Source organism: Micrococcaceae bacterium Sec5.1 (genome assembly GCA_039636795.1).
Classification (GTDB): domain Bacteria; phylum Actinomycetota; class Actinomycetes; order Actinomycetales; family Micrococcaceae; genus Arthrobacter.
Genome location: CP143430.1, coordinates 1,007,383 through 1,024,921, shown reverse-complemented (window position 1 = coordinate 1,024,921; position 17,539 = coordinate 1,007,383). Strand labels below are relative to the sequence as shown.

Below are 17,539 nucleotides of genomic sequence, written 5' to 3'. Positions count from 1 at the left end.
CGTGTGGCCCTGCTGCTAGCGTTAGGCGCATGACTTCCCCGGGTTACCGCCGCCCCCTGATGATCGTTGCCGCCGTGATCGCCGTCCTTTCCCTGGCTGCGGTCGGTGCGGTCATGGCTATCGCCTTCAACGGTGGAGTGGCACCAGTGTGGATCACGTCCACCGCCCTTTATGGGCTGCCGGTTGCCTTCATGCTTGCCGTGGTCCTGGTGTTGGATGCCGTCCGTCAACGGCGCCGGCAATAGCTAATCAAGCGTCGGCAACAGCGAACCAGGCGGCGTCAACAGCGAATCAACCGGGACGGCTTTGCCTTGGCCACGCACGAGCGGCCCTGTGGCGGTAACGTTGGATTGATGTCCCTTATTCGCGCGCTCAGCAAGGAATTGGAAGCGCGCAGCGATAACTCGCTGCGGGCCTTGTTTGCCGCGCGGCCGGACCTGATTTCTCCCATGGCCCCGGACTTCGCTGCCTTGGCAGCCCGGGCAAGTGCGCGAGTCAGCGTCCAACGGGCGTTGGAGCGACTCACAAAGCCTGAAATGCAGGTTCTGGAGACGCTCCATCTGTGCACGAATGCCGATACCGGTCACAGTGTTTCCGCTGCCGGACTGAAGAAGGTCATTGCAGGGTCCACTCTCTCTGCACTGGAACCGATCCTCGCCAAACTTCAGGAGTTGGCGTTGATTCACCGGGCCGATCCGCCGGCGGCATCAAATTCACAACCGAATTCCCGGCAACGGTTCTACCTTCCCGTTGGAAGCCTGAAGGACGTGATCGGCATCTATCCGGCCGGCCTGGGCCGAAGTTACACGGAGTTGGTCAGGTTGCAGCCGGCTTTCGCCCAACGGGTGGTTCAGCTCGTAGCCGAGCTCCATCACTGTGGCTTGGACATCCACCCTGCCAGCACTCCCATGGACGCCGCCTTGTCCCTGCAACGCTGGACGTCAAGCCCCGAGAATGTGCGCGCTATTCTGGCCACGGCGCCCGAAAGGACCGTTGGCTTGCTGGACAAGTTCGGCAGTTGGGCCATGGGCGCAGTCCCCCAGGCTCAACGGCGGGCCTCCGTGACCCACGAAAGCGCCGACGTCGGGCCTGTCGATTGGCTGCTGGCCCGCGGCATGTTGGTTCCCCTGGATGCCGGCCACGTCGAATTGCCACACAGTGTGGGCATCGCCCTGCGGGGTGGTGCGATCGTTGACGACTTCACCCTGAGCCCTCCGGTTCCAGAACTGGGCCACACGAGTGCTGCCCTCCGGCGAAACGCCGCGATGGGCGCCATCGCCGAGACTCTACGGCTCACCAGCGAGGTGCTGTTCGCAGTCCGTGAGCAGCCGCTGGCAACCCTCCGGAGCGGCGGCGTAGGCGTGCGTGAGCTCCGGCGCCTGGCTGAATCCATCCGCTGCGGCGTCCACGAAACTGCCCTCCTGCTGGAGTTCTGCGCGCTGGCCGGCCTTGTGCGGCTGGACGTTGACAGTTCCACGTGGATCCAGCCGCCACAGTTGGAATGGCTCTCCCTGCCGCGACAGGAACAGTGGCTCTGGCTGGTGAACGCCTGGTTGGCCAGCGAGCGGGCACCTTCCATGGTGGGCCAGCCCCTCCCGGGAGCGACGTCCGGCTCGCCATCCCATCCAGGTTCCGCCGGCAGCACCATCAATGCATTGTCCGCGGAGGCTCAAAGGCCCGATGCTCCAGTGGTCAGGCGCAGGATCCTGGAGATCCTCAATGAACTGACGGTTGAGGCCGCAGCTCCGGATGGCAAAGCACCTGTCCTCGACGCGCGCGCGGTGCTGCAACGGGCGGAATGGGCGCAGCCCCGCATGTCCCGCCGGTTCAGCTCCCTGGTGAGGGGGATCCTGGAAGAAGCCACCTTGTTGGGCTTGATGGGGTCCGGGGCCTTCACCCAGTTGGGATCTGCCATCGCGCTCGGCCATCCGGAGGAGGCGATGACCCTCCTCGGTGAACACCTGCCGGCCGCGGTCAACCACATCCTCCTTCAGGCGGACCTCACAGCAGTAGCGCCCGGTTACCTCGCCCCCGAACTCAGCGAAACGCTGCTGCTCATGGCCGACGCCGAGGGCCAGGGCCCGGCGTCGATCTACCGTTTTTCCACGGCAACTATCCGCAGGGCCCTCGACGCCGGACAGGATGCGGAATCGCTGTTGTCGTTCCTCCGCGAGCATTCAGCCACAGACGTGCCCCAACCTCTGGCGTACCTGGTGCAGGACACAGCGTCCCGACACGGACGTTTGCGAATCGGTTCCAGTGCCAGCTTCATCCAGAGCGACGACGAATCCGCCATCACCGACCTGTTGCACGAGGCCCGGACGTCTGCGCTGAGCCTTGTTCGGATCGCCCCCACCGTCCTGACGTCCTCTGCCAGCCCCAAGGAGACTGCACGTGTGCTGCGCGAGCTGGGACTCTCACCTGCTGTCCAGGAGGCGGAACCCGCCGTCGTGCGCTTTAAACGAACAGCGGCAGTGCCCGGCAGCGCGCGTCCGGTCTACACGGCTCCGCGGACGGCCCCACCGGACGACGACGTCGAAGCCCAGCTTTCGGTGTTACGGCAGCACCGCGCCGTCCCGGCTGATGCGACAGGCGAAGCCTCCACGCAGCTCGGCCTGGAAACGCTGCAGAAGGCCATCCGGCTCAAACAGGCGGTCACCATGAACGTGGTGGACAGCCTGGGGAATGCGAACACCGAAACCGTGGTTCCTGTATCCGTCTCCGGTGGCCGCGTCAGGGTCTTCGATCCTGGCAAGGAAACAGAACGTGTGCTGTCCATCCACCGGATCATCGATGTAGAACCAGCAGGAGAACTGCACAAGTGAGGATTCAAGAGTGACCGACGGTCCACTGATAGTACAAAGCGATAAAACCATTCTGCTGGAAGTCGATCACGAGCTCGCTACAGAGGCCAGGCACGCCATTGCGGCATTTGCTGAACTTGAGCGCGCTCCCGAGCACATGCACAGCTACCGGCTGACACCCCTTGGGCTCTGGAACGCGCGGGCTGCGGGACTAGACGCCGAGCAGGTGCTGGATACGTTGCTGAAGTACTCCCGTTTCCCGGTCCCCCATGCATTGTTGATTGATATCGAAGAGACCATGTCGCGCTACGGCAGGCTTCGCCTCGAAAAAGATCCACAGCACGGTTTGGTAATGCGTACTGACGACTACCCCGTGCTGGAGGAAGTCATCCGTGCCAAGAAGATCGCCCCACTCCTTGGGCCCAGGATCGATGGTGAGACTGTGGTGGTTCACTCCTCGCAGCGAGGCCAGCTCAAGCAGTTGCTCCTGAAGTTGGGATGGCCGGCCGAGGACCTTGCCGGGTACGTCAACGGGCAACCCCACCTGATCTTGCTCGACGAAACTGGCTGGCAGTTGCGCCCCTATCAGAAGCTCGCCACGGAGAACTTCTGGGCCGGCGGCAGCGGCGTCGTCGTTCTTCCTTGTGGTGCAGGAAAGACCCTGGTGGGCGCGGCCGCGATGGCGACGTCCTCCACCACAACACTGATCCTGGTCACGAACACGGTTTCGGCACGTCAGTGGAAAGACGAGCTGCTCAAGCGGACGTCCCTGACCGAAGATGAGATCGGCGAATACTCCGGTGCAGTCAAGGAAGTCAGGCCTGTAACTATTGCCACCTACCAGGTCCTCACCACCAAGCGCGGTGGACTTTACCCGCACCTTGAACTCGTGGACGGTCATGACTGGGGCCTGATCATCTATGACGAGGTGCACTTGTTGCCCGCCCCGATCTTCCGGATGACGGCGGACCTGCAGGCCAGGCGAAGGCTCGGCCTGACGGCCACACTGGTGCGCGAGGATGGCAGGGAAGGCGAAGTCTTCAGCCTGATTGGACCCAAGCGCTACGACGCTCCGTGGAAGGACATCGAAGCGCAGGGCTACATCGCACCGGCGGATTGCGTTGAGGTACGCGTCGATTTACCCCGCGACGAACGCGTGGCCTACGCCATGGCTGATGACGCCGACAAATACCGCCTGTGTGCGACCTCCGAGACAAAGACCCAACTGGTTGAGCAGCTCGTGGCGGCGCACAAGGGTGAGCAACTGCTGGTCATCGGCCAGTACATTGACCAACTGGACGAGATCGCGGAGCGGCTGGATGCTCCCCTGATCAAGGGTGAAACCACCGTCAAAGCCCGGCAGAAGCTTTTTGATGCCTTTCGCAAGGGCGAGATCCAGACGCTCGTAGTGTCCAAGGTTGCCAACTTCTCCATCGACCTCCCGGAAGCTTCAGTAGCCATCCAGGTTTCGGGCTCCTTCGGGTCCCGCCAGGAGGAGGCGCAACGCCTGGGGCGCCTGCTGAGGCCCAAGCAAGACGGCCGTTCCGCGCGGTTCTACTCCCTTGTGGCCCGCGATACTTTGGATCAGGACTTCGCCGCCAAGCGCCAGCGTTTCCTGGCTGAACAGGGATATGCCTACCGGATCATGGACGCCAAGGACGTGGGCAAGGATGCTGCCACCGACGAATAATCGCCAGGGCATTGCTATTTATCTCCAGCAATTTTAGGATTCCAAGTGAAGCTCTCCGCCCTTTAGAGTTGCCCTTGGTCCAGGCAGCCCGGCGGCCAGTCGTCGGCAGTGGGGGTAGCCCGCAGCCAGGGTGCCGGCGATTCGAAGGCCTTGAAGAATCTGTGATTTTTTACCAGAGGACTCCCTATGCGTAAAACCCTCCTGGTCCTGGCGGCGATCATCCTGCTATCGGGACTTGCCCAGCTCTTTTTCGCGGGCTACTTCCATTTCCAAAACACCATTGAAGCCCAGCGCGAAGCGGGCGTTTATCACGTAATCAACGGCCAATTCGTGCTGCGCTATTCGGCGTTGTTGGCTGTCATTGTCGCGGCTATCGCCAAGGCCGGGTCCCGCACTATTTGGCTCGCCGCCGGCATCTTTCTCATGACGTGGGTTCAGTTGTTCATCTTCATCATCGGTGGCATGCTCACTGGCTCATCGGAGGATTTCATCACGCCCTCCGGGTCGTGGGTGGCTTCCATCCACCCCGTCACAGGACTGCTGATTATCTTCATGTCCTACTGGTTGTTCAGACGTGCCCGCGCCCTTGCACTCAATCCCCAACCCCTTCCACCCAAGGCAGCAGCATCGGATGCTTCCGCCTCTTCCGCTACAGCTTGATAAGCGGCGGCTGTGAACATCTCACAGCTACTGGCCGTCGACCTGGTGCTGGCTATCCTTGCCGCCGGCGCCTGGATTGTCGCCGCTTGGATGGTCATTTCTTTTGGCAGGGGGCCAGCCAGGCCACGCGTTGTCGACTTGGCTCTTCTTCTGCTGGGCTTAGCCGTTCTTATGACGGCAGCGCGCTATGCCTTGCTCCCAGCTTTGGTGGCCGGCAGTTGGTGGTTTGCCAGCGAACGCACAACCATCAGCCTGCCTTTGACCGCCATCCCCGCGGCTTGGGCCGCGATGGCCGGTGTTCCGTATTTGCTGAGGAGGCGGAACACCGGCCCACCATCTTCGCGGGAGCAACCCGGACTCCCTGGCCGAACCCACGAATGGGCGGTTCTCGCCATCGTGTCGGCCGCCGCTTCGGCAATTGCCTCACTTGCCCTGATGTTCGTCCTCGGCCCATTCCCCGCCCCGTGGACGCTGGCGGTTCTCTTGTTCCTGGTAGCAGGGACCGTGATGATAGCCAGGCTGGCGCTGTTCCCTGTGTTCCAGGTTCCGCCCACTCCGCCAGCTCCTCCCGCTCCGCCCGCCCTTCCCGGCGGCAGCCCCGCACCCGGCCGAGGCCTGGTTCACAGGCGCACGACGGCGGCTGCTGCAGTTGCCGGACTCATGGCCTGCACCGCTTTGGGCTCGGGAGTCTTTGCGTGGCTGGGTAGCCGGTCCGCCGATGGCGCGGTGATTGCGGCCGCCGTCGGTCATCACGGAGGTGTCACCGCTGCACCAGTGGTGGCCACAACTCAGGTAACAAGCCTGGTGGGAGAGATCCCTGACAACGCCGTGGTCCGGCACTACGAACTCACTGCCCGCACGGAACACATAACCTTGCCCTCCGGGGAGTCCACTGATGCGTGGACCTTTGGCAGCCTCCCCGGGCCCGGCATCGAAGCACAACTGGGCGAGGTCATGGAAGTTGAGCTAAAGAACCAGGATGTGAGTGCTGGCGTGACCCTGCACTGGCATGGTTACGACGTCCCCAACGCCATGGACGGCGTGGCCGGGGCAACACAGGACGCCGTAATGCCCGGTCAGTCCATGACCTACCGCTTCCTTGCTGCCCAAGCCGGCACATATTGGTACCACACGCACCAGGACTCAGCCGAAGGTGTCCGCAAGGGCCTCTACGGCACATTCGTCGTGCACAACCCCACACTGCCTCGCGCAGATACTGACATTGTGGTGGCAGGACACGACCTCGGCGGTCTGGGGTTGCTGGGCTCCTCAGACCGTAACAGTGTGTACGCGGCCGTCCCGGGCTCGAGCGTTCGGGTACGCCTCATCAACACTGATTCCCTGCCGCAGCGCTACCTTCTGGACGGAACAGCGTTCAAGGTTGCGGCCGTGGACGGAACGGACGTGAACCAGCCGCAGGAGGTGACAGGGAAGCTATTGCGGATTGGGGCAGGAGCACGGATGGACGTCACGTTCACTATGCCCGAATCCCAGGTGACGCTCCGCTCTGACTCGGCGGCCAGCGCCGTCGTCGTGGTGGCCCCATCCAGCCCGGACGGGGTGAATGCAGATGCTGCCGAAGGCGATGCCGCAGCGAAAGCAGACGACGCCCAGCAGAAGGCGCCCGACGTCCCCGAGAAAGCGCAGCCTGGCGTCTTTGCCTCCACTCCTCTACTGGATCTGTTGGACTACGGCGAACCTTTGGCTGGAACACCGGCACCCGCAGAAAATGTCCGGGAGGAAGTGTTGGTGTTGGACCGGCAATTCCGTTTTGTTGACGGAGTTCCGCGCTACGCGTTTACGGTGAACGGCGCATCCTATCCCCTGGTGCCATCCATTGAGGTGGCCGAAGGGGACACCGTAAAAATGACGATCGTTAACCGCACCGCTGACCCTCATCCCATGCATCCTCACGGACACCACGTTCAAGTGCTCAGCAGGAACGGGGTTGCCCCCCGTGGATCGCCACTGATCCTTGACACCGTAGACGTGCTGCCGGGCGACGTGTGGGAGCTACTGCTGCACGCGAACAATCCGGGTATTTGGATGGATCACTGCCACAACCTGGACCATGCTGCAGAAGGAATGATGATGCTGCTGAAGTACGAAGGCGTGTCATCTGACTTCGTCCACGGCGGCCATTTCCACAACCGGCCTGAATAGGACGGCTGGCGGGATAGGTCGGCTGGCGGGCGGACGTCCTCAGGCAACCATGCGGCTGGCGTGCTGGATTGCAACGTGATCCACTACGGCCCAGCAATCGGCGTCGTGGAGCTGCGCGCTCGCGAAGCGCTCGGCTGAGGTCAGGTCCGGAAATTCCTCACGCCTGATGTGGCCCGAGTCTGTATCCAGGTACGTCACGTGGAACTCGACGTCCGCGGCTTTTTCATTGTGATGAATGCTGATGGGGGCTGCTTCTTTTGCCATGTTTCCAGTGTGGAATGGGGCACTGACATTTTTAGGAGCATCCGTGGGCGTGTTCGGATCTTTTGCCCTGGCCCAGTGGGTTTCTGACAACGGACTGTACTAGGGCGTCCGAAGGTACTCGGCAGAGACTTCCCGGACTGTGGAGCTAAGGACATCGAGCACTCTTGACGCCGTCTTCCAGCGCTGCCAGTAGAGCGGAACATCAAAGGGACGCTCGGGAGCGAGTTCAATCAAGCGCGCGTCGGCAATGTCGGGCCCGCATTGAACTTCCGGAATCAATCCCCAGCCCAAGCCCAAGCGAATGGCATCGCCGAAGTCCTGTGACGCTGGCACGTAGTGTCGCGGCCCCTTCTGTTGTGCTTGTGAAGCACCCGGCCACGATTCCACGAAAGCCCACTGATAGGTGTCCTTTCGGTCGAAATCCACGGCCGGTGCCATGTTGAGCCTGCCGCCGTCCACCCCATCCGCGAACCAACGATCCACAAAGGCTGGAGCTGCCACTGCCCGGTAGCGCATGACTCCGAGGCTCTCAACACGGCAGCCCTGCACCGGTTCCGGGGTGGCCGTGACTGCAGCCATGACGGTCCCCGAACGCAGCATTGAGGTGGAGTGTTGTTCGTCGTCACGGTGCAAGTCAAAGGTGATGTTGAGATCGCTGGGCACACGGGCAAGTGCTTGCAGGAACCAGACCGCAAGCGAGTCTGCATTCACCACGATTGGCACAGCGAGCTGCGGACCGTCCGTGCCCAAACCCAACTCCACGCCTGCGTCTGCTTCCAGCTGGGCAACCTGGCGGGCAAGGCGAAGCACCACTTCGCCGGCTTCGGTGGCCTGCGCGGGATTACTCCGTTGGAGCAGGACCCTTCCGGATGATTGCTCAAGCGCCTTCAGGCGTTGGGACACTGCCGACGGCGTGATGTGCAGCCGACGGGCTGCCGCATCCAACGTGCCTTCCGAAAGTACGGTGGCGAACGTTAACAACTGTTCAGAGGGAAACTGTGGCATAAGAAAATCTTACGGCACATCAAAAACATTAGCTGTCCTAAATGCTTTGCGGACCATAATTTGGAACGGTGACTTTCTCTGACATCTTCAACTCCACAGGCCTCGGCCTTGCTACGGGCTTAGGCCTAATCGTTGCCATCGGCGCGCAAAACGCCTTCGTCCTTCGGCAAGGAATTCTTGGCAAACATATAGGCGCGGTTGTAGCGGTCTGCGCCCTTTCAGACGCCCTCCTTATCGCCGCGGGGGTGCTTGGCACGGGTGCACTGATCGCGGCCGCTCCTGCCGCCGTCGTGGTTCTGCGCTTTGTGGGGGCCGCATTCCTGGTGACTTATGGGGTGCTTGCGGCTCGTCGGGCCCTTCGCCCGCAGGTGCTCGTTTCTTCGGATACGCCCTCCCCCGATGGCGACGCCAAACGTGGCCTCGCCGCGGTCCTCACCACCGTACTGGCGCTGACGTGGCTCAACCCGCACGTCTACCTGGACATCGCACTTATTGGTTCGCTCGCCAGCGCCCAAGGCACTGCTTTGCAATGGTGGTTCGGCGCCGGAGCGATGCTGGGAAGCATCCTCTGGTTCTGCTCCCTGGGGTTCGGTGCCAGATTCCTGCGGGGCTTCTTCGCCCGGCCCAAGTCGTGGAGAATCCTGGACGGAGGGATCGCCGTGACCATGGGAGCCCTCGGCGCTGGGCTCGTTCTCGGAGCCTGAGGCGGCACGCAGTCCGCTCCCATAAAGCATCCAGATAACTCACAGAAACTGGGAGCATCATGGGTGTCATGAAAAAGAACGGCCCCGAAGCCAAGCTCCTTGTCGTCGACGACGAACCCAACATCCGCGAGCTTCTCTCCACGTCCCTGCGTTTTGCAGGTTTCGAGGTCGTTGCCGCATCCAATGGTCGCGAAGCCCTGGCCGCCGCCGACCTTCACTCCCCCGATCTCGCAGTCCTGGACGTCATGCTGCCCGACATGGACGGCTTCACAGTAACGCGTCGCCTCCGGGCCGCAGGCAAACACTTCCCCGTCCTGTTCCTCACGGCGAAGGACGACACCGAGGACAAGGTCACAGGCCTGACTGTGGGCGGCGACGACTACGTCACCAAGCCATTCAGCCTGGACGAAGTAGTTGCCCGCATCCGCGCCGTACTGCGCCGGACCCAGCCCCTTGAGGATGACGACGCGGTGATCCGCGTGGACGACCTCGAACTCGACGACGACGCCCATGAGGTCCGACGCGGTGGCACAGTCATTGAGCTGTCTCCCACTGAGTTCAAGCTCCTGCGCTACCTCATGCTGAACCCCAACCGCGTTCTCTCCAAGGCACAGATCCTTGACCACGTTTGGGAATACGACTTCAACGGTGACGCCTCCATCGTTGAGTCGTACATCTCCTATCTACGCCGCAAGGTGGACATCGACCCCGATGCTGCAGCCCTCATCCAAACCAAGCGCGGAGTGGGCTACGTGCTGCGAACGGCAGAGAAGCGCTGACCTTGCTGCAACGCTGGAAATCGGCGTCCCTGAGGTCGCAGCTGGTCGCCATCATCATGGGGCTGCTCCTCCTCGCTCTGGCCGCGACGGGCGCCGGCACGCTGACGCTCGTCAAGAGCTACCTGCAAGGCCAGGTAGACGACAAACTCAAGGCCGCCGTCGCGCTGGCCCAGGACCAGCAGTCATTCGACAAGCTGTCGGAGCCGAACCCCGCCGTACCCACTGACTACTCGCTGACCCTGTACGTTCCGGGGCTTTCGCCGTATCAGTTCGGCGGCCTGCAAAGTGACCGTCCGGCGATCGCGAACATCACTCCTGCCGAGGCCAAGGCACGCGGCAATGCCCCCTTCCAAGTGAGTGGCACCGCCGGTAGCAACTGGCGTGTCGTCGCCGTGGGCGTCGTCGCCAACGGGCAGAACGGCGTGGTGATTATCGGCCTGCCGCTGACGCCCGTGGACAAAGTCATGGAACACGCCGTACTTGTTGTGGTGGGCGTTGGCCTGCTGACCCTGGTTCTGGCGTTCTTCATTGCTACATGGACTGTGGCACGATCCTTCAGGCCCCTGGCCCGCGTGGAGAAGACAGCAGCAGCCATCGCGGCAGGTGACCTCTCCCGACGCGTGGAAATCGACAACCCCCATACAGAGGTGGGTCGGCTTGGCGCTTCGCTGAACGCAATGTTGGCCCACATCGAGGCTTCCTTCGCGGCGCGCGCCGCTTCTGAAGCCCGGATGCGCCGCTTCGCCGCCGATGCTTCCCATGAACTCCGGACTCCATTGGTCACCATTCGAGGTTTCTCAGAGCTTTACCGCCACGGCGCGCTGGCCACCCCCGAAGACGTCGCCACGGCCATGGGCAGAATCGAAAGCGAAGCCAAACGCATGGGTTCCATGGTGGAGGACCTCCTCCTCTTGGCCCGGCTGGACGAGCAACGGCCGTTGCAACTCAAGCCGGTGGATCTGCAGTTGTTGGCGCACGACGCCGTGGTGGATACCAAAGCCTCGTCCGGCAACCGGAACATCACGCTCATCGGACTCGATGGATCCTCCCCGACGCCAGCCCCTGTTCAGGGCGATGAGGCAAAGCTCCGGCAGGTCATCGGCAACCTCGTGGGCAACGCCCTGCGCTACACGCCAGAGGGCACCCCTATAGAACTCGCAGTTGGTGTTCGGACCACTCCTGAAGGCGCCTTCTCGGTCATCGAAATCCGAGATCACGGAGCCGGTATTCCAGATGCCGAGACCAACAAAATCTTTGAACGCTTCTACCGGGCCGATACCTCGCGCACCCGCGAGACAGGCGGCAGTGGCCTCGGTCTGGCCATTGTGGCTGCCATCGTTGGCTCGCATGGAGGCAGCGTCCGGGTGAAAGAGACCGACGGCGGCGGCGCAACTTTGGTGGTCAGCCTCCCGTTCCGCGAGGAGCCCGCGGAGCTAATATCCCAGTAACGCCGGTGTTCCCCCCAGGCGGCATTACCCACGTAAGGGCTCATCAAAAGAGCTGTTATCCACATAGCGACGAATGGTTGTTTCCCGGCCCCAGGCGCTTGCCTAGGCTCGATGTTGTGGCCACGCACACCACCGCGAGCAGCGGAACATCATCGTCGAAAGGCATCACCCATGAGCGTCATTTCCGTCGACACGGAGCTCCTTCAGCTCAAGTCGTCCAACGTCAAAGCAACCGTTGATCGCATCTGCACGGACGTGCAGGCCATGAAACACGGACTGGACGAGCTTCAAGCCACGTGGAGAGGCTCAGCCGCCACCAACTTCCAGTCGCTTGTCCTTGAATGGTCCCTGACGCAAAACAAGGTCGAGGCCTCGCTGGCTTCCATCAACATGGCTTTAGCGTCGGCCGCAGCAAGCTACCTCGAAGTGGAGCAGGGCAACACCCAGCGGTTCGCCTACTAGGGGCTGCACGCTCAAGGCACATTCGAGGTCCTGCTTCACATAAGCTCCTGCGGGGCCGGCTGTCTTCCCCCTGTGCAGCCGCCCCGCAGGTCACCAAGCTTTCTGTCTCCTGTGCTGTGAATTGATGTGCAGTGTTTCCGTCGGGTCAGTTTTCGGGGGTGCCCTGGTGGAATCGGAGCCGCCACTGGCCTCGGTCCAAAAGCCAAACGGAACTGCGGAGGGCCGAACCTGAATGCGCGAAGCTGCGGTAGTTCAGCAGGATAGTGTTCTCACTCAGGCGATCGGCGCTTAGAACTTCCAACTCAATGGGCTCCCCAGGGTCCTCCTCAAGGGCAACCATCATGGCGTCCCGGGTCCAGAAGCGACCGGAGATGCCAATCTCAGCAAAGTCGGGATGAAGCAATACTCCAATCCTGCCGATGTCAGTGCGCACATCCGGGCGTAGGAGCTCGCGCTCCAAGGCGACCACGATTTCCTCTGCAGGCAATTCCTGGGCGGACGTATCCTCGTCCAGTTCACTGAAAAGATCCGGCTGACCGAAGATACCCGACTCCCCAAACAACGTGGGTTCGGAGTGGGATTGGAAGCTGCGACCGGCTCTGGCCGGGACAGGAAGAGGCGCGGCGAGGGCCTCGTCGGAGCCTGTAAAGCCCGGTCCGCTTGGAGCTGCGGTGCCCTGCTGGAAGGCGGTGGCTACGGCGCGTGCGCGCTCGTCTGCTGCCTCGTTGAGGTCGTGGCCGGCGTGGCCCTTGACCCATTCAAATGTGTATTTGCGCCCGACGATTGCTTGGTCGATGTCCTTCAGGAGGTCAACGTTCAGGACGGGCTTCCCGTCGGCCTTGCGCCAGCCTTTCCGCTTCCACCCGGGCATCCACTTGGTGATGCAGTTGATGACGTACTGGCTGTCGCAAAGGATCAGCAGTTCCTCCTGCGGTACGTGGGCAGTGGAACGGAACAGGTCCAGGACAGCCATGAGCTCGCCCATGTTGTTGGTGCCGTGGGGCCAACCTCCTGCGCGCCAACAGGAGTCGTCAACATACCAGGCCCAACCGGCCGGCCCAGGATTGCCGAGGGCAGAGCCATCGGCGGCAGCAATAATCGTCATGCCTTCAATCCTGCCAGACCACACAGACACTGAAAGCGTGCTAGCACCCAACTGGTAGCAGCACATGTCGTTCTGAGCAGTCAGACCGACCTGATCTGCTACTCACTTGGGCGATACAGCAAGACGGCGGCCCCCACCAAATGGTGAGAACCGCCGTCGTTTGCTCTGAAGCGTGACGCTACACCTTAGGAGGCTTAGAAGCCGCCCATGCCGCCCATGTCGTCGCCACCGGCAGCCGGAGCGTTCTTCTCAGGCTTGTCGGCAACTACAGCCTCGGTGGTCAGGAAGAGACCAGCGATGGAAGCAGCGTTCTGGAGAGCCGAGCGGGTGACCTTTACGGGGTCGTTGACGCCGGCAGCAAGCAGGTCTTCGTAGACACCCGTGGCAGCGTTCAGGCCGTGGCCGGAAGGCAGGCCGCGAACCTTGTCAGCAACAACGCCCGGCTCGAGGCCAGCGTTGAAGGCGATCTGCTTCAGCGGAGCGTCGATGGCAACCTTGACGATGTTGGCACCAGTTGCTTCGTCACCCTGGAGGGTGAGGTTGGCGAATGCCTTCGCACCAGCCTGGATGAGGGCAACGCCACCACCGGCGACGATGCCTTCTTCAACTGCAGCCTTGGCGTTGCGGACTGCGTCCTCAATGCGGTGCTTGCGTTCCTTGAGCTCAACTTCGGTTGCGGCACCGGCCTTGATGACTGCAACGCCGCCGGCCAGCTTGGCCAGGCGTTCCTGCAGCTTCTCGCGGTCGTAGTCGGAATCGGAGTTTTCGATCTCGGCGCGGATCTGGGCCACACGGCCCGCGATCTGCTCGGCGTCGCCGGCACCTTCAACGATGGTGGTCTCGTCCTTGGTGACAACAACCTTGCGGGCGGTGCCGAGGAGTTCCAGGCCTGCGTTTTCGAGCTTGAGGCCAACTTCTTCGGAGATGACCTGGCCACCGGTGAGGATGGCGATGTCGGCGAGCTGCGCCTTGCGGCGGTCACCGAAGCCCGGAGCCTTGACGGCTACAGACTTGAAGGTGCCACGGATCTTGTTGACGATCAGGGTGGCCAGGGCCTCGCCCTCGATGTCTTCGGCGATGATCAGCAGCGGCTTGTTGGACTGCATGACCTTCTCCAGAACCGTGACGAGTTCCTTCACGTTGGAGATCTTGGAGTTCACGATCAGGATGTACGGGTCTTCGAGGACCGTTTCCTGGCGCTCAGCGTCGGTGACGAAGTAAGCGGAGATGTAACCCTTGTCGAAGCGCATGCCTTCGGTGAGTTCGAGCTCCAGGCCGAAGGTGTTGGATTCCTCGACCGTGATGACGCCTTCCTTGCCCACCTTGTCCAGGGCTTCGGCAATGAGGCTGCCGATTTCCGGGTCACCGGCGGAGATGGAAGCCGTGGCCGCGATCTCTTCCTTGGTTTCGATTTCCTTGGCAGAGGCGAGCAGTTCTTTGATGACTGCCTCAACAGCCTTCTCGATACCGCGCTTCAGGGACAGGGGGTCGGCGCCGGCGGCAACGTTGCGCAGGCCTTCCTTGACCAGTGCCTGGGCGAGAACCGTAGCGGTGGTGGTACCGTCGCCAGCGACGTCATCCGTCTTCTTGGCAACTTCCTTGACCAGCTCAGCGCCGATCTTCTCGTAAGGGTCGTCCAGCTCGATCTCCTTGGCGATGGAAACACCATCGTTGGTGATCGTGGGGGCGCCCCACTTCTTTTCGAGGACGACGTTGCGTCCACGCGGGCCGAGGGTGACCTTGACGGCGTCGGCGAGGATGTTCAGGCCCCGCTCGAGGCCGCGGCGTGCCTCTTCATCAAATGCAATGATCTTGGCCATAACGGCGGTAGTCCTTTCGGGACAGTCGTTAAGAAGGAACCTGTCAGATGGGGTGCCCGCGACGGACGGTCCTTTGCTTGCGGCCTCTGTATGCCGCGCGCTCCGGACCTCACCCCACCAAGGTGTTTCTTGATCCCCCTGACGTTCCGAGAGCCATCCGCCGCCGGCGTAGGCCGGGCCGGAGTTAGCAGTCGAAGCGTAGGAGTGCTAAATCAATAATTAGCACTCGACCGGGGAGAGTGCAAGCAGAAGCGCCACTTTGCGCTATAAACAAAGGGGTTTCAGCCGTTAGCTGACGTGACGGCCGAAGGGACTATGCAACGCGGACGCTTTCGGCCTGCGGACCCTTCTGGCCTTCGCCTAATTCGAACTCCACCCGCTGGCCTTCCTCGAGGGCACGGAAGCCTTCCATCTGAATAGCGGACCAGTGCACGAAGACGTCGTCGCCGGAGTCATCCACAGTGATGAAGCCGTACCCTTTTTCGGCATTGAACCATTTGACGGTTCCCAAAGCCATGATGCCCACACTTTCACAGTAGCCAAGACCGGTTGCCGGGATCTCCGGACCGGAATCAATCCACTGTAACCACAGTCACTATCCGCGCGCTGCTGCCGAGGGGCTGACCATGGCTTTTGTTATTGAGGCTTAACCGAGTTGCAGCTTTCGAGGCTGAAACCACAGAAAAACGGGCGGGATTCAGCGAAATTACCGGTAGCCAGGTCCCACAACAACCACTAGAGGCTGCTGTATTTCAGGAGACTCAACAACCGCGGTGATACCGAGGAGTTTGCCCAGTGCTTCTGCATTCGCCTTCTGTCCAGGGACGTTGTAAAAGACCACGGAAGACTGTTGCGGCAGGCCGCCCCAGTTCCCCACAGATCCCAAAGCCCAACCATCGCCTTGGACCAGGCCCGCGACGCGACTGGCAAGCCCAGCCGTAGCCGTGCCGTTGTAGACAGCCACTGCAACGGACTTGTCCACCGGCGCAGCAGAAGGAGTTGCCGAAGCTTCGCCTGAAGGCGTGGTTCCCGGGCTCGGCTCGCCGGAAGCGATGGGTGCGTTGCTTGATTCGGTAGGTGCAGCAGAAGGGGAGGTTTCGCTCTGCTGGGGCGCCGGCGTCGAGACGCTTGTGGACGCGCTGGGGGCCACCAGGCCAAGCCGCGGAAGTATCAGGAAAGCTACGAGTCCCAGCACCAGGGCGACGGCCCCTACTGTCAAGACCGGCCACAAATTGGGGCGGACTGTCTCTTGGGCGTCACGGTGCACCCCCTGCCGGGAGCTGTTCTGTGGGACCCGGTCGAATTCATCCTTGGCAAATTTGGTCATGGTGAAGCCTTGTCCTTGCTGGTTGCTGCTGACGATCAGCCGGGCGATTTACGCGTCGGACCCCAAACGGCGCGCTGTCCGCGCACGTTGGCGCGACGTACGTAGTCTACGCAATCTCTTCACCAGCATGGGATCGTGGGCCAACGCATCTTCGGTATCGATAAGTGCGTTCAGGATCTGGTAATAGTGCGTGGCGGAGAGATTGAAGAGCTCACGGATCGCCTGTTCCTTGGCGCCGGCGTACTTCCACCATTGCCGTTCCAAGGCCAACATTTGCTGATCACGGTCACTTAGAGGTGAGTCGCTGCGGGTCTCGGCTGCCAGGTCTTCAAGTGCGAAACCGGTAGACTGCGGCGCCATTGGTTCCGGTGCTGGTTCTGCCACGGCACACTCCTTGACGCTGGTTGGGGGAAAATGTCCTACCCCCATGTTACGGGCGAATAACAACGCTGTCATTCGCACCGCCGATGCTCTGGAGGAGACAATGACAGGGTGACTGGTGAGGATGCACTGTTTGACCTGGAACCCGCCGGCGTTGCCGATCGGGGCTTCGAGGAGCTTGTTGACCAACCCTTGGAAGAGCTGATGGCCGTGGACTGGGCGGACGCGTTGCGACCCGTGGAAGGCCAACTCCGTGAGGCTTTGGCCTTTGTTGCGGCTCAGGCTGCCCAAGGGATCCACGTCCTTCCTGCAGCTACCAACCTTCTCCGGGCTTTCCGCCGACCATTGGCTGACGTCAAAGTACTCATCCTTGGCCAGGATCCCTACCCAACCCCCGGACACGCCGTCGGGCTTTCCTTTGCCGTTTCGCGGCATACGCGGCCGATCCCCCGGAGCCTGGCAAATATTTATCGTGAACTCCACGACGACCTCGGGCTCCCGCCGCGCATCCATGGCGACCTCACGGCCTGGACGGACCAAGGCGTCCTGCTGCTGAACCGTGTCCTGAGTGTCGCAGCCGGAAGCGCTGGCTCACACCGCGGCAAAGGCTGGGAGGCAATCACGACGGCGGCTGTCAGTGCGGTAGCCCATCGCACCGACGGCGCGGGACGCCGGAGTCCCCTGGTAGCGATTCTGTGGGGGAAGGACGCCGAAGCGGTCATGCCGCTGCTGGATGGCACACCGGCAATCACTTCGGTGCACCCGAGTCCCCTTTCGGCATCACGTGGCTTCTTTGGTTCCAAGCCGTTCAGCCGAACGAACCAGCTGTTGGCGTCACAGGGCGCAGAGCCCGTCGATTGGGAACTACCCATCTTGTAACCTTCGACTCATACCCAACTGGCACCCCGCGAATTAGCTTAGGCTTGC

The 17,539-nt window shown here is 61.9% G+C and carries 17 protein-coding genes; 10 read left to right on the top strand and 7 right to left on the bottom strand.

Translation table 11 applies throughout. The features are described from left to right. Positions 1-29: 29 nt before the first annotated feature. The 5 genes from VUN82_04915 to VUN82_04895 all read left to right on the top strand — a co-directional run bounded on the left by VUN82_04915 (position 30) and on the right by VUN82_04895 (position 7,317). Complete coding sequence (locus tag VUN82_04915; GenBank protein XAS73193.1) at positions 30-245, top strand: hypothetical protein; 216 nt, start codon at positions 30-32, stop codon at positions 243-245. Positions 246-353: 108 nt separating this feature from the next. Then, positions 354-2,825, top strand: a complete 2,472-nt coding sequence (locus VUN82_04910; protein ID XAS73192.1) for a helicase-associated domain-containing protein — start codon at positions 354-356, stop codon at positions 2,823-2,825. A gap of 10 nt (positions 2,826-2,835) precedes the next feature. Beyond that, positions 2,836-4,494 (top strand): DNA repair helicase XPB, encoded by a 1,659-nt coding sequence (locus tag VUN82_04905; GenBank protein XAS73191.1) that lies wholly within the window; start codon positions 2,836-2,838, stop codon positions 4,492-4,494. 186 nt (positions 4,495-4,680) lie between these two features. Next, positions 4,681-5,154 carry a hypothetical protein gene (locus VUN82_04900; protein ID XAS73190.1) on the top strand — a complete coding sequence of 158 codons (474 nt, stop codon included), beginning with the start codon at positions 4,681-4,683 and terminating at the stop codon, positions 5,152-5,154. 12 nt (positions 5,155-5,166) lie between these two features. Beyond that, complete coding sequence (locus VUN82_04895) at positions 5,167-7,317, top strand: multicopper oxidase family protein (GenBank protein XAS73189.1); 2,151 nt, start codon at positions 5,167-5,169, stop codon at positions 7,315-7,317. 39 nt (positions 7,318-7,356) lie between these two features. Here the strand turns inward: VUN82_04895 and VUN82_04890 are convergent, their stop codons facing one another. Both VUN82_04890 and VUN82_04885 read right to left on the bottom strand, forming a co-directional pair. Further along, the gene (locus tag VUN82_04890) at positions 7,357-7,581 is read right to left on the bottom strand and encodes a hypothetical protein (GenBank protein ID XAS73188.1); all 225 of its coding nucleotides are present in this window, start codon (positions 7,579-7,581) and stop codon (positions 7,357-7,359) included. Between the two features lie 99 nt (positions 7,582-7,680). Next, on the bottom strand, positions 7,681-8,586 hold the full coding sequence (locus VUN82_04885; protein XAS73187.1) for a LysR family transcriptional regulator ArgP: 906 nt from the start codon (positions 8,584-8,586) through the stop codon (positions 7,681-7,683). Between the two features lie 68 nt (positions 8,587-8,654). Here VUN82_04885 and VUN82_04880 point away from each other — a divergent pair, with 68 nt between their 5' ends. From VUN82_04880 to VUN82_04865, 4 genes are all read left to right on the top strand, one after another. Continuing rightward, positions 8,655-9,290: a LysE family transporter gene (locus VUN82_04880; GenBank protein XAS73186.1), complete on the top strand. Its 636-nt coding sequence runs from the start codon at positions 8,655-8,657 to the stop codon at positions 9,288-9,290. A gap of 68 nt (positions 9,291-9,358) precedes the next feature. After that, on the top strand, positions 9,359-10,069 hold the full coding sequence (locus VUN82_04875; protein ID XAS73185.1) for a response regulator transcription factor: 711 nt from the start codon (positions 9,359-9,361) through the stop codon (positions 10,067-10,069). Between the two features lie 2 nt (positions 10,070-10,071). Beyond that, positions 10,072-11,517 (top strand): HAMP domain-containing sensor histidine kinase, encoded by a 1,446-nt coding sequence (locus VUN82_04870; protein ID XAS73184.1) that lies wholly within the window; start codon positions 10,072-10,074, stop codon positions 11,515-11,517. A 171-nt stretch (positions 11,518-11,688) separates the two neighbouring features. Then, positions 11,689-11,979: a WXG100 family type VII secretion target gene (locus VUN82_04865; GenBank protein XAS73183.1), complete on the top strand. Its 291-nt coding sequence runs from the start codon at positions 11,689-11,691 to the stop codon at positions 11,977-11,979. A gap of 145 nt (positions 11,980-12,124) precedes the next feature. On the opposite strand, the gene VUN82_04860 is transcribed toward VUN82_04865, so the two are convergent. From VUN82_04860 to VUN82_04840, 5 genes are all read right to left on the bottom strand, one after another. Further along, on the bottom strand, positions 12,125-13,084 hold the full coding sequence (locus tag VUN82_04860; protein XAS73182.1) for a ribonuclease HI family protein: 960 nt from the start codon (positions 13,082-13,084) through the stop codon (positions 12,125-12,127). Positions 13,085-13,278: 194 nt separating this feature from the next. Further along, positions 13,279-14,904 (bottom strand): chaperonin GroEL, encoded by a 1,626-nt coding sequence (gene groL / locus VUN82_04855; protein ID XAS73181.1) that lies wholly within the window; start codon positions 14,902-14,904, stop codon positions 13,279-13,281. Between the two features lie 313 nt (positions 14,905-15,217). Further along, positions 15,218-15,421: a cold-shock protein gene (locus VUN82_04850; protein ID XAS73180.1), complete on the bottom strand. Its 204-nt coding sequence runs from the start codon at positions 15,419-15,421 to the stop codon at positions 15,218-15,220. A 189-nt stretch (positions 15,422-15,610) separates the two neighbouring features. Next, positions 15,611-16,231, bottom strand: a complete 621-nt coding sequence (locus VUN82_04845; protein XAS73179.1) for a LytR C-terminal domain-containing protein — start codon at positions 16,229-16,231, stop codon at positions 15,611-15,613. A 48-nt stretch (positions 16,232-16,279) separates the two neighbouring features. Next, positions 16,280-16,591 (bottom strand): DUF3263 domain-containing protein, encoded by a 312-nt coding sequence (locus VUN82_04840; GenBank protein ID XAS74609.1) that lies wholly within the window; start codon positions 16,589-16,591, stop codon positions 16,280-16,282. A 132-nt stretch (positions 16,592-16,723) separates the two neighbouring features. On the opposite strand from VUN82_04840, the gene VUN82_04835 reads away from it, so the two are divergent. After that, positions 16,724-17,491 (top strand): uracil-DNA glycosylase, encoded by a 768-nt coding sequence (locus VUN82_04835; GenBank protein ID XAS73178.1) that lies wholly within the window; start codon positions 16,724-16,726, stop codon positions 17,489-17,491. The last annotated feature ends 48 nt before the right edge of the window (positions 17,492-17,539 follow it).

Excerpts from the sequence above, each read along its gene's own strand:
- VUN82_04915 (XAS73193.1), top strand. The coding sequence starts at position 30 with ATGACTTCCCCGGGTTACCGCCGCCCCCTGATGATCGTTGCCGCCGTG.
- VUN82_04910 (XAS73192.1), top strand. The coding sequence starts at position 354 with ATGTCCCTTATTCGCGCGCTCAGCAAGGAATTGGAAGCGCGCAGCGAT.
- VUN82_04900 (XAS73190.1), top strand. The coding sequence starts at position 4,681 with ATGCGTAAAACCCTCCTGGTCCTGGCGGCGATCATCCTGCTATCGGGA.
- VUN82_04890 (XAS73188.1), bottom strand. The coding sequence starts at position 7,581 with ATGGCAAAAGAAGCAGCCCCCATCAGCATTCATCACAATGAAAAAGCC.
- VUN82_04885 (XAS73187.1), bottom strand. The coding sequence starts at position 8,586 with ATGCCACAGTTTCCCTCTGAACAGTTGTTAACGTTCGCCACCGTACTT.
- VUN82_04875 (XAS73185.1), top strand. The coding sequence starts at position 9,359 with ATGAAAAAGAACGGCCCCGAAGCCAAGCTCCTTGTCGTCGACGACGAA.
- VUN82_04865 (XAS73183.1), top strand. The coding sequence starts at position 11,689 with ATGAGCGTCATTTCCGTCGACACGGAGCTCCTTCAGCTCAAGTCGTCC.
- VUN82_04860 (XAS73182.1), bottom strand. The coding sequence starts at position 13,084 with ATGACGATTATTGCTGCCGCCGATGGCTCTGCCCTCGGCAATCCTGGG.
- groL (XAS73181.1), bottom strand. The coding sequence starts at position 14,904 with ATGGCCAAGATCATTGCATTTGATGAAGAGGCACGCCGCGGCCTCGAG.
- VUN82_04850 (XAS73180.1), bottom strand. The coding sequence starts at position 15,421 with ATGGCTTTGGGAACCGTCAAATGGTTCAATGCCGAAAAAGGGTACGGC.
- VUN82_04845 (XAS73179.1), bottom strand. The coding sequence starts at position 16,231 with ATGACCAAATTTGCCAAGGATGAATTCGACCGGGTCCCACAGAACAGC.
- VUN82_04840 (XAS74609.1), bottom strand. The coding sequence starts at position 16,591 with ATGGCGCCGCAGTCTACCGGTTTCGCACTTGAAGACCTGGCAGCCGAG.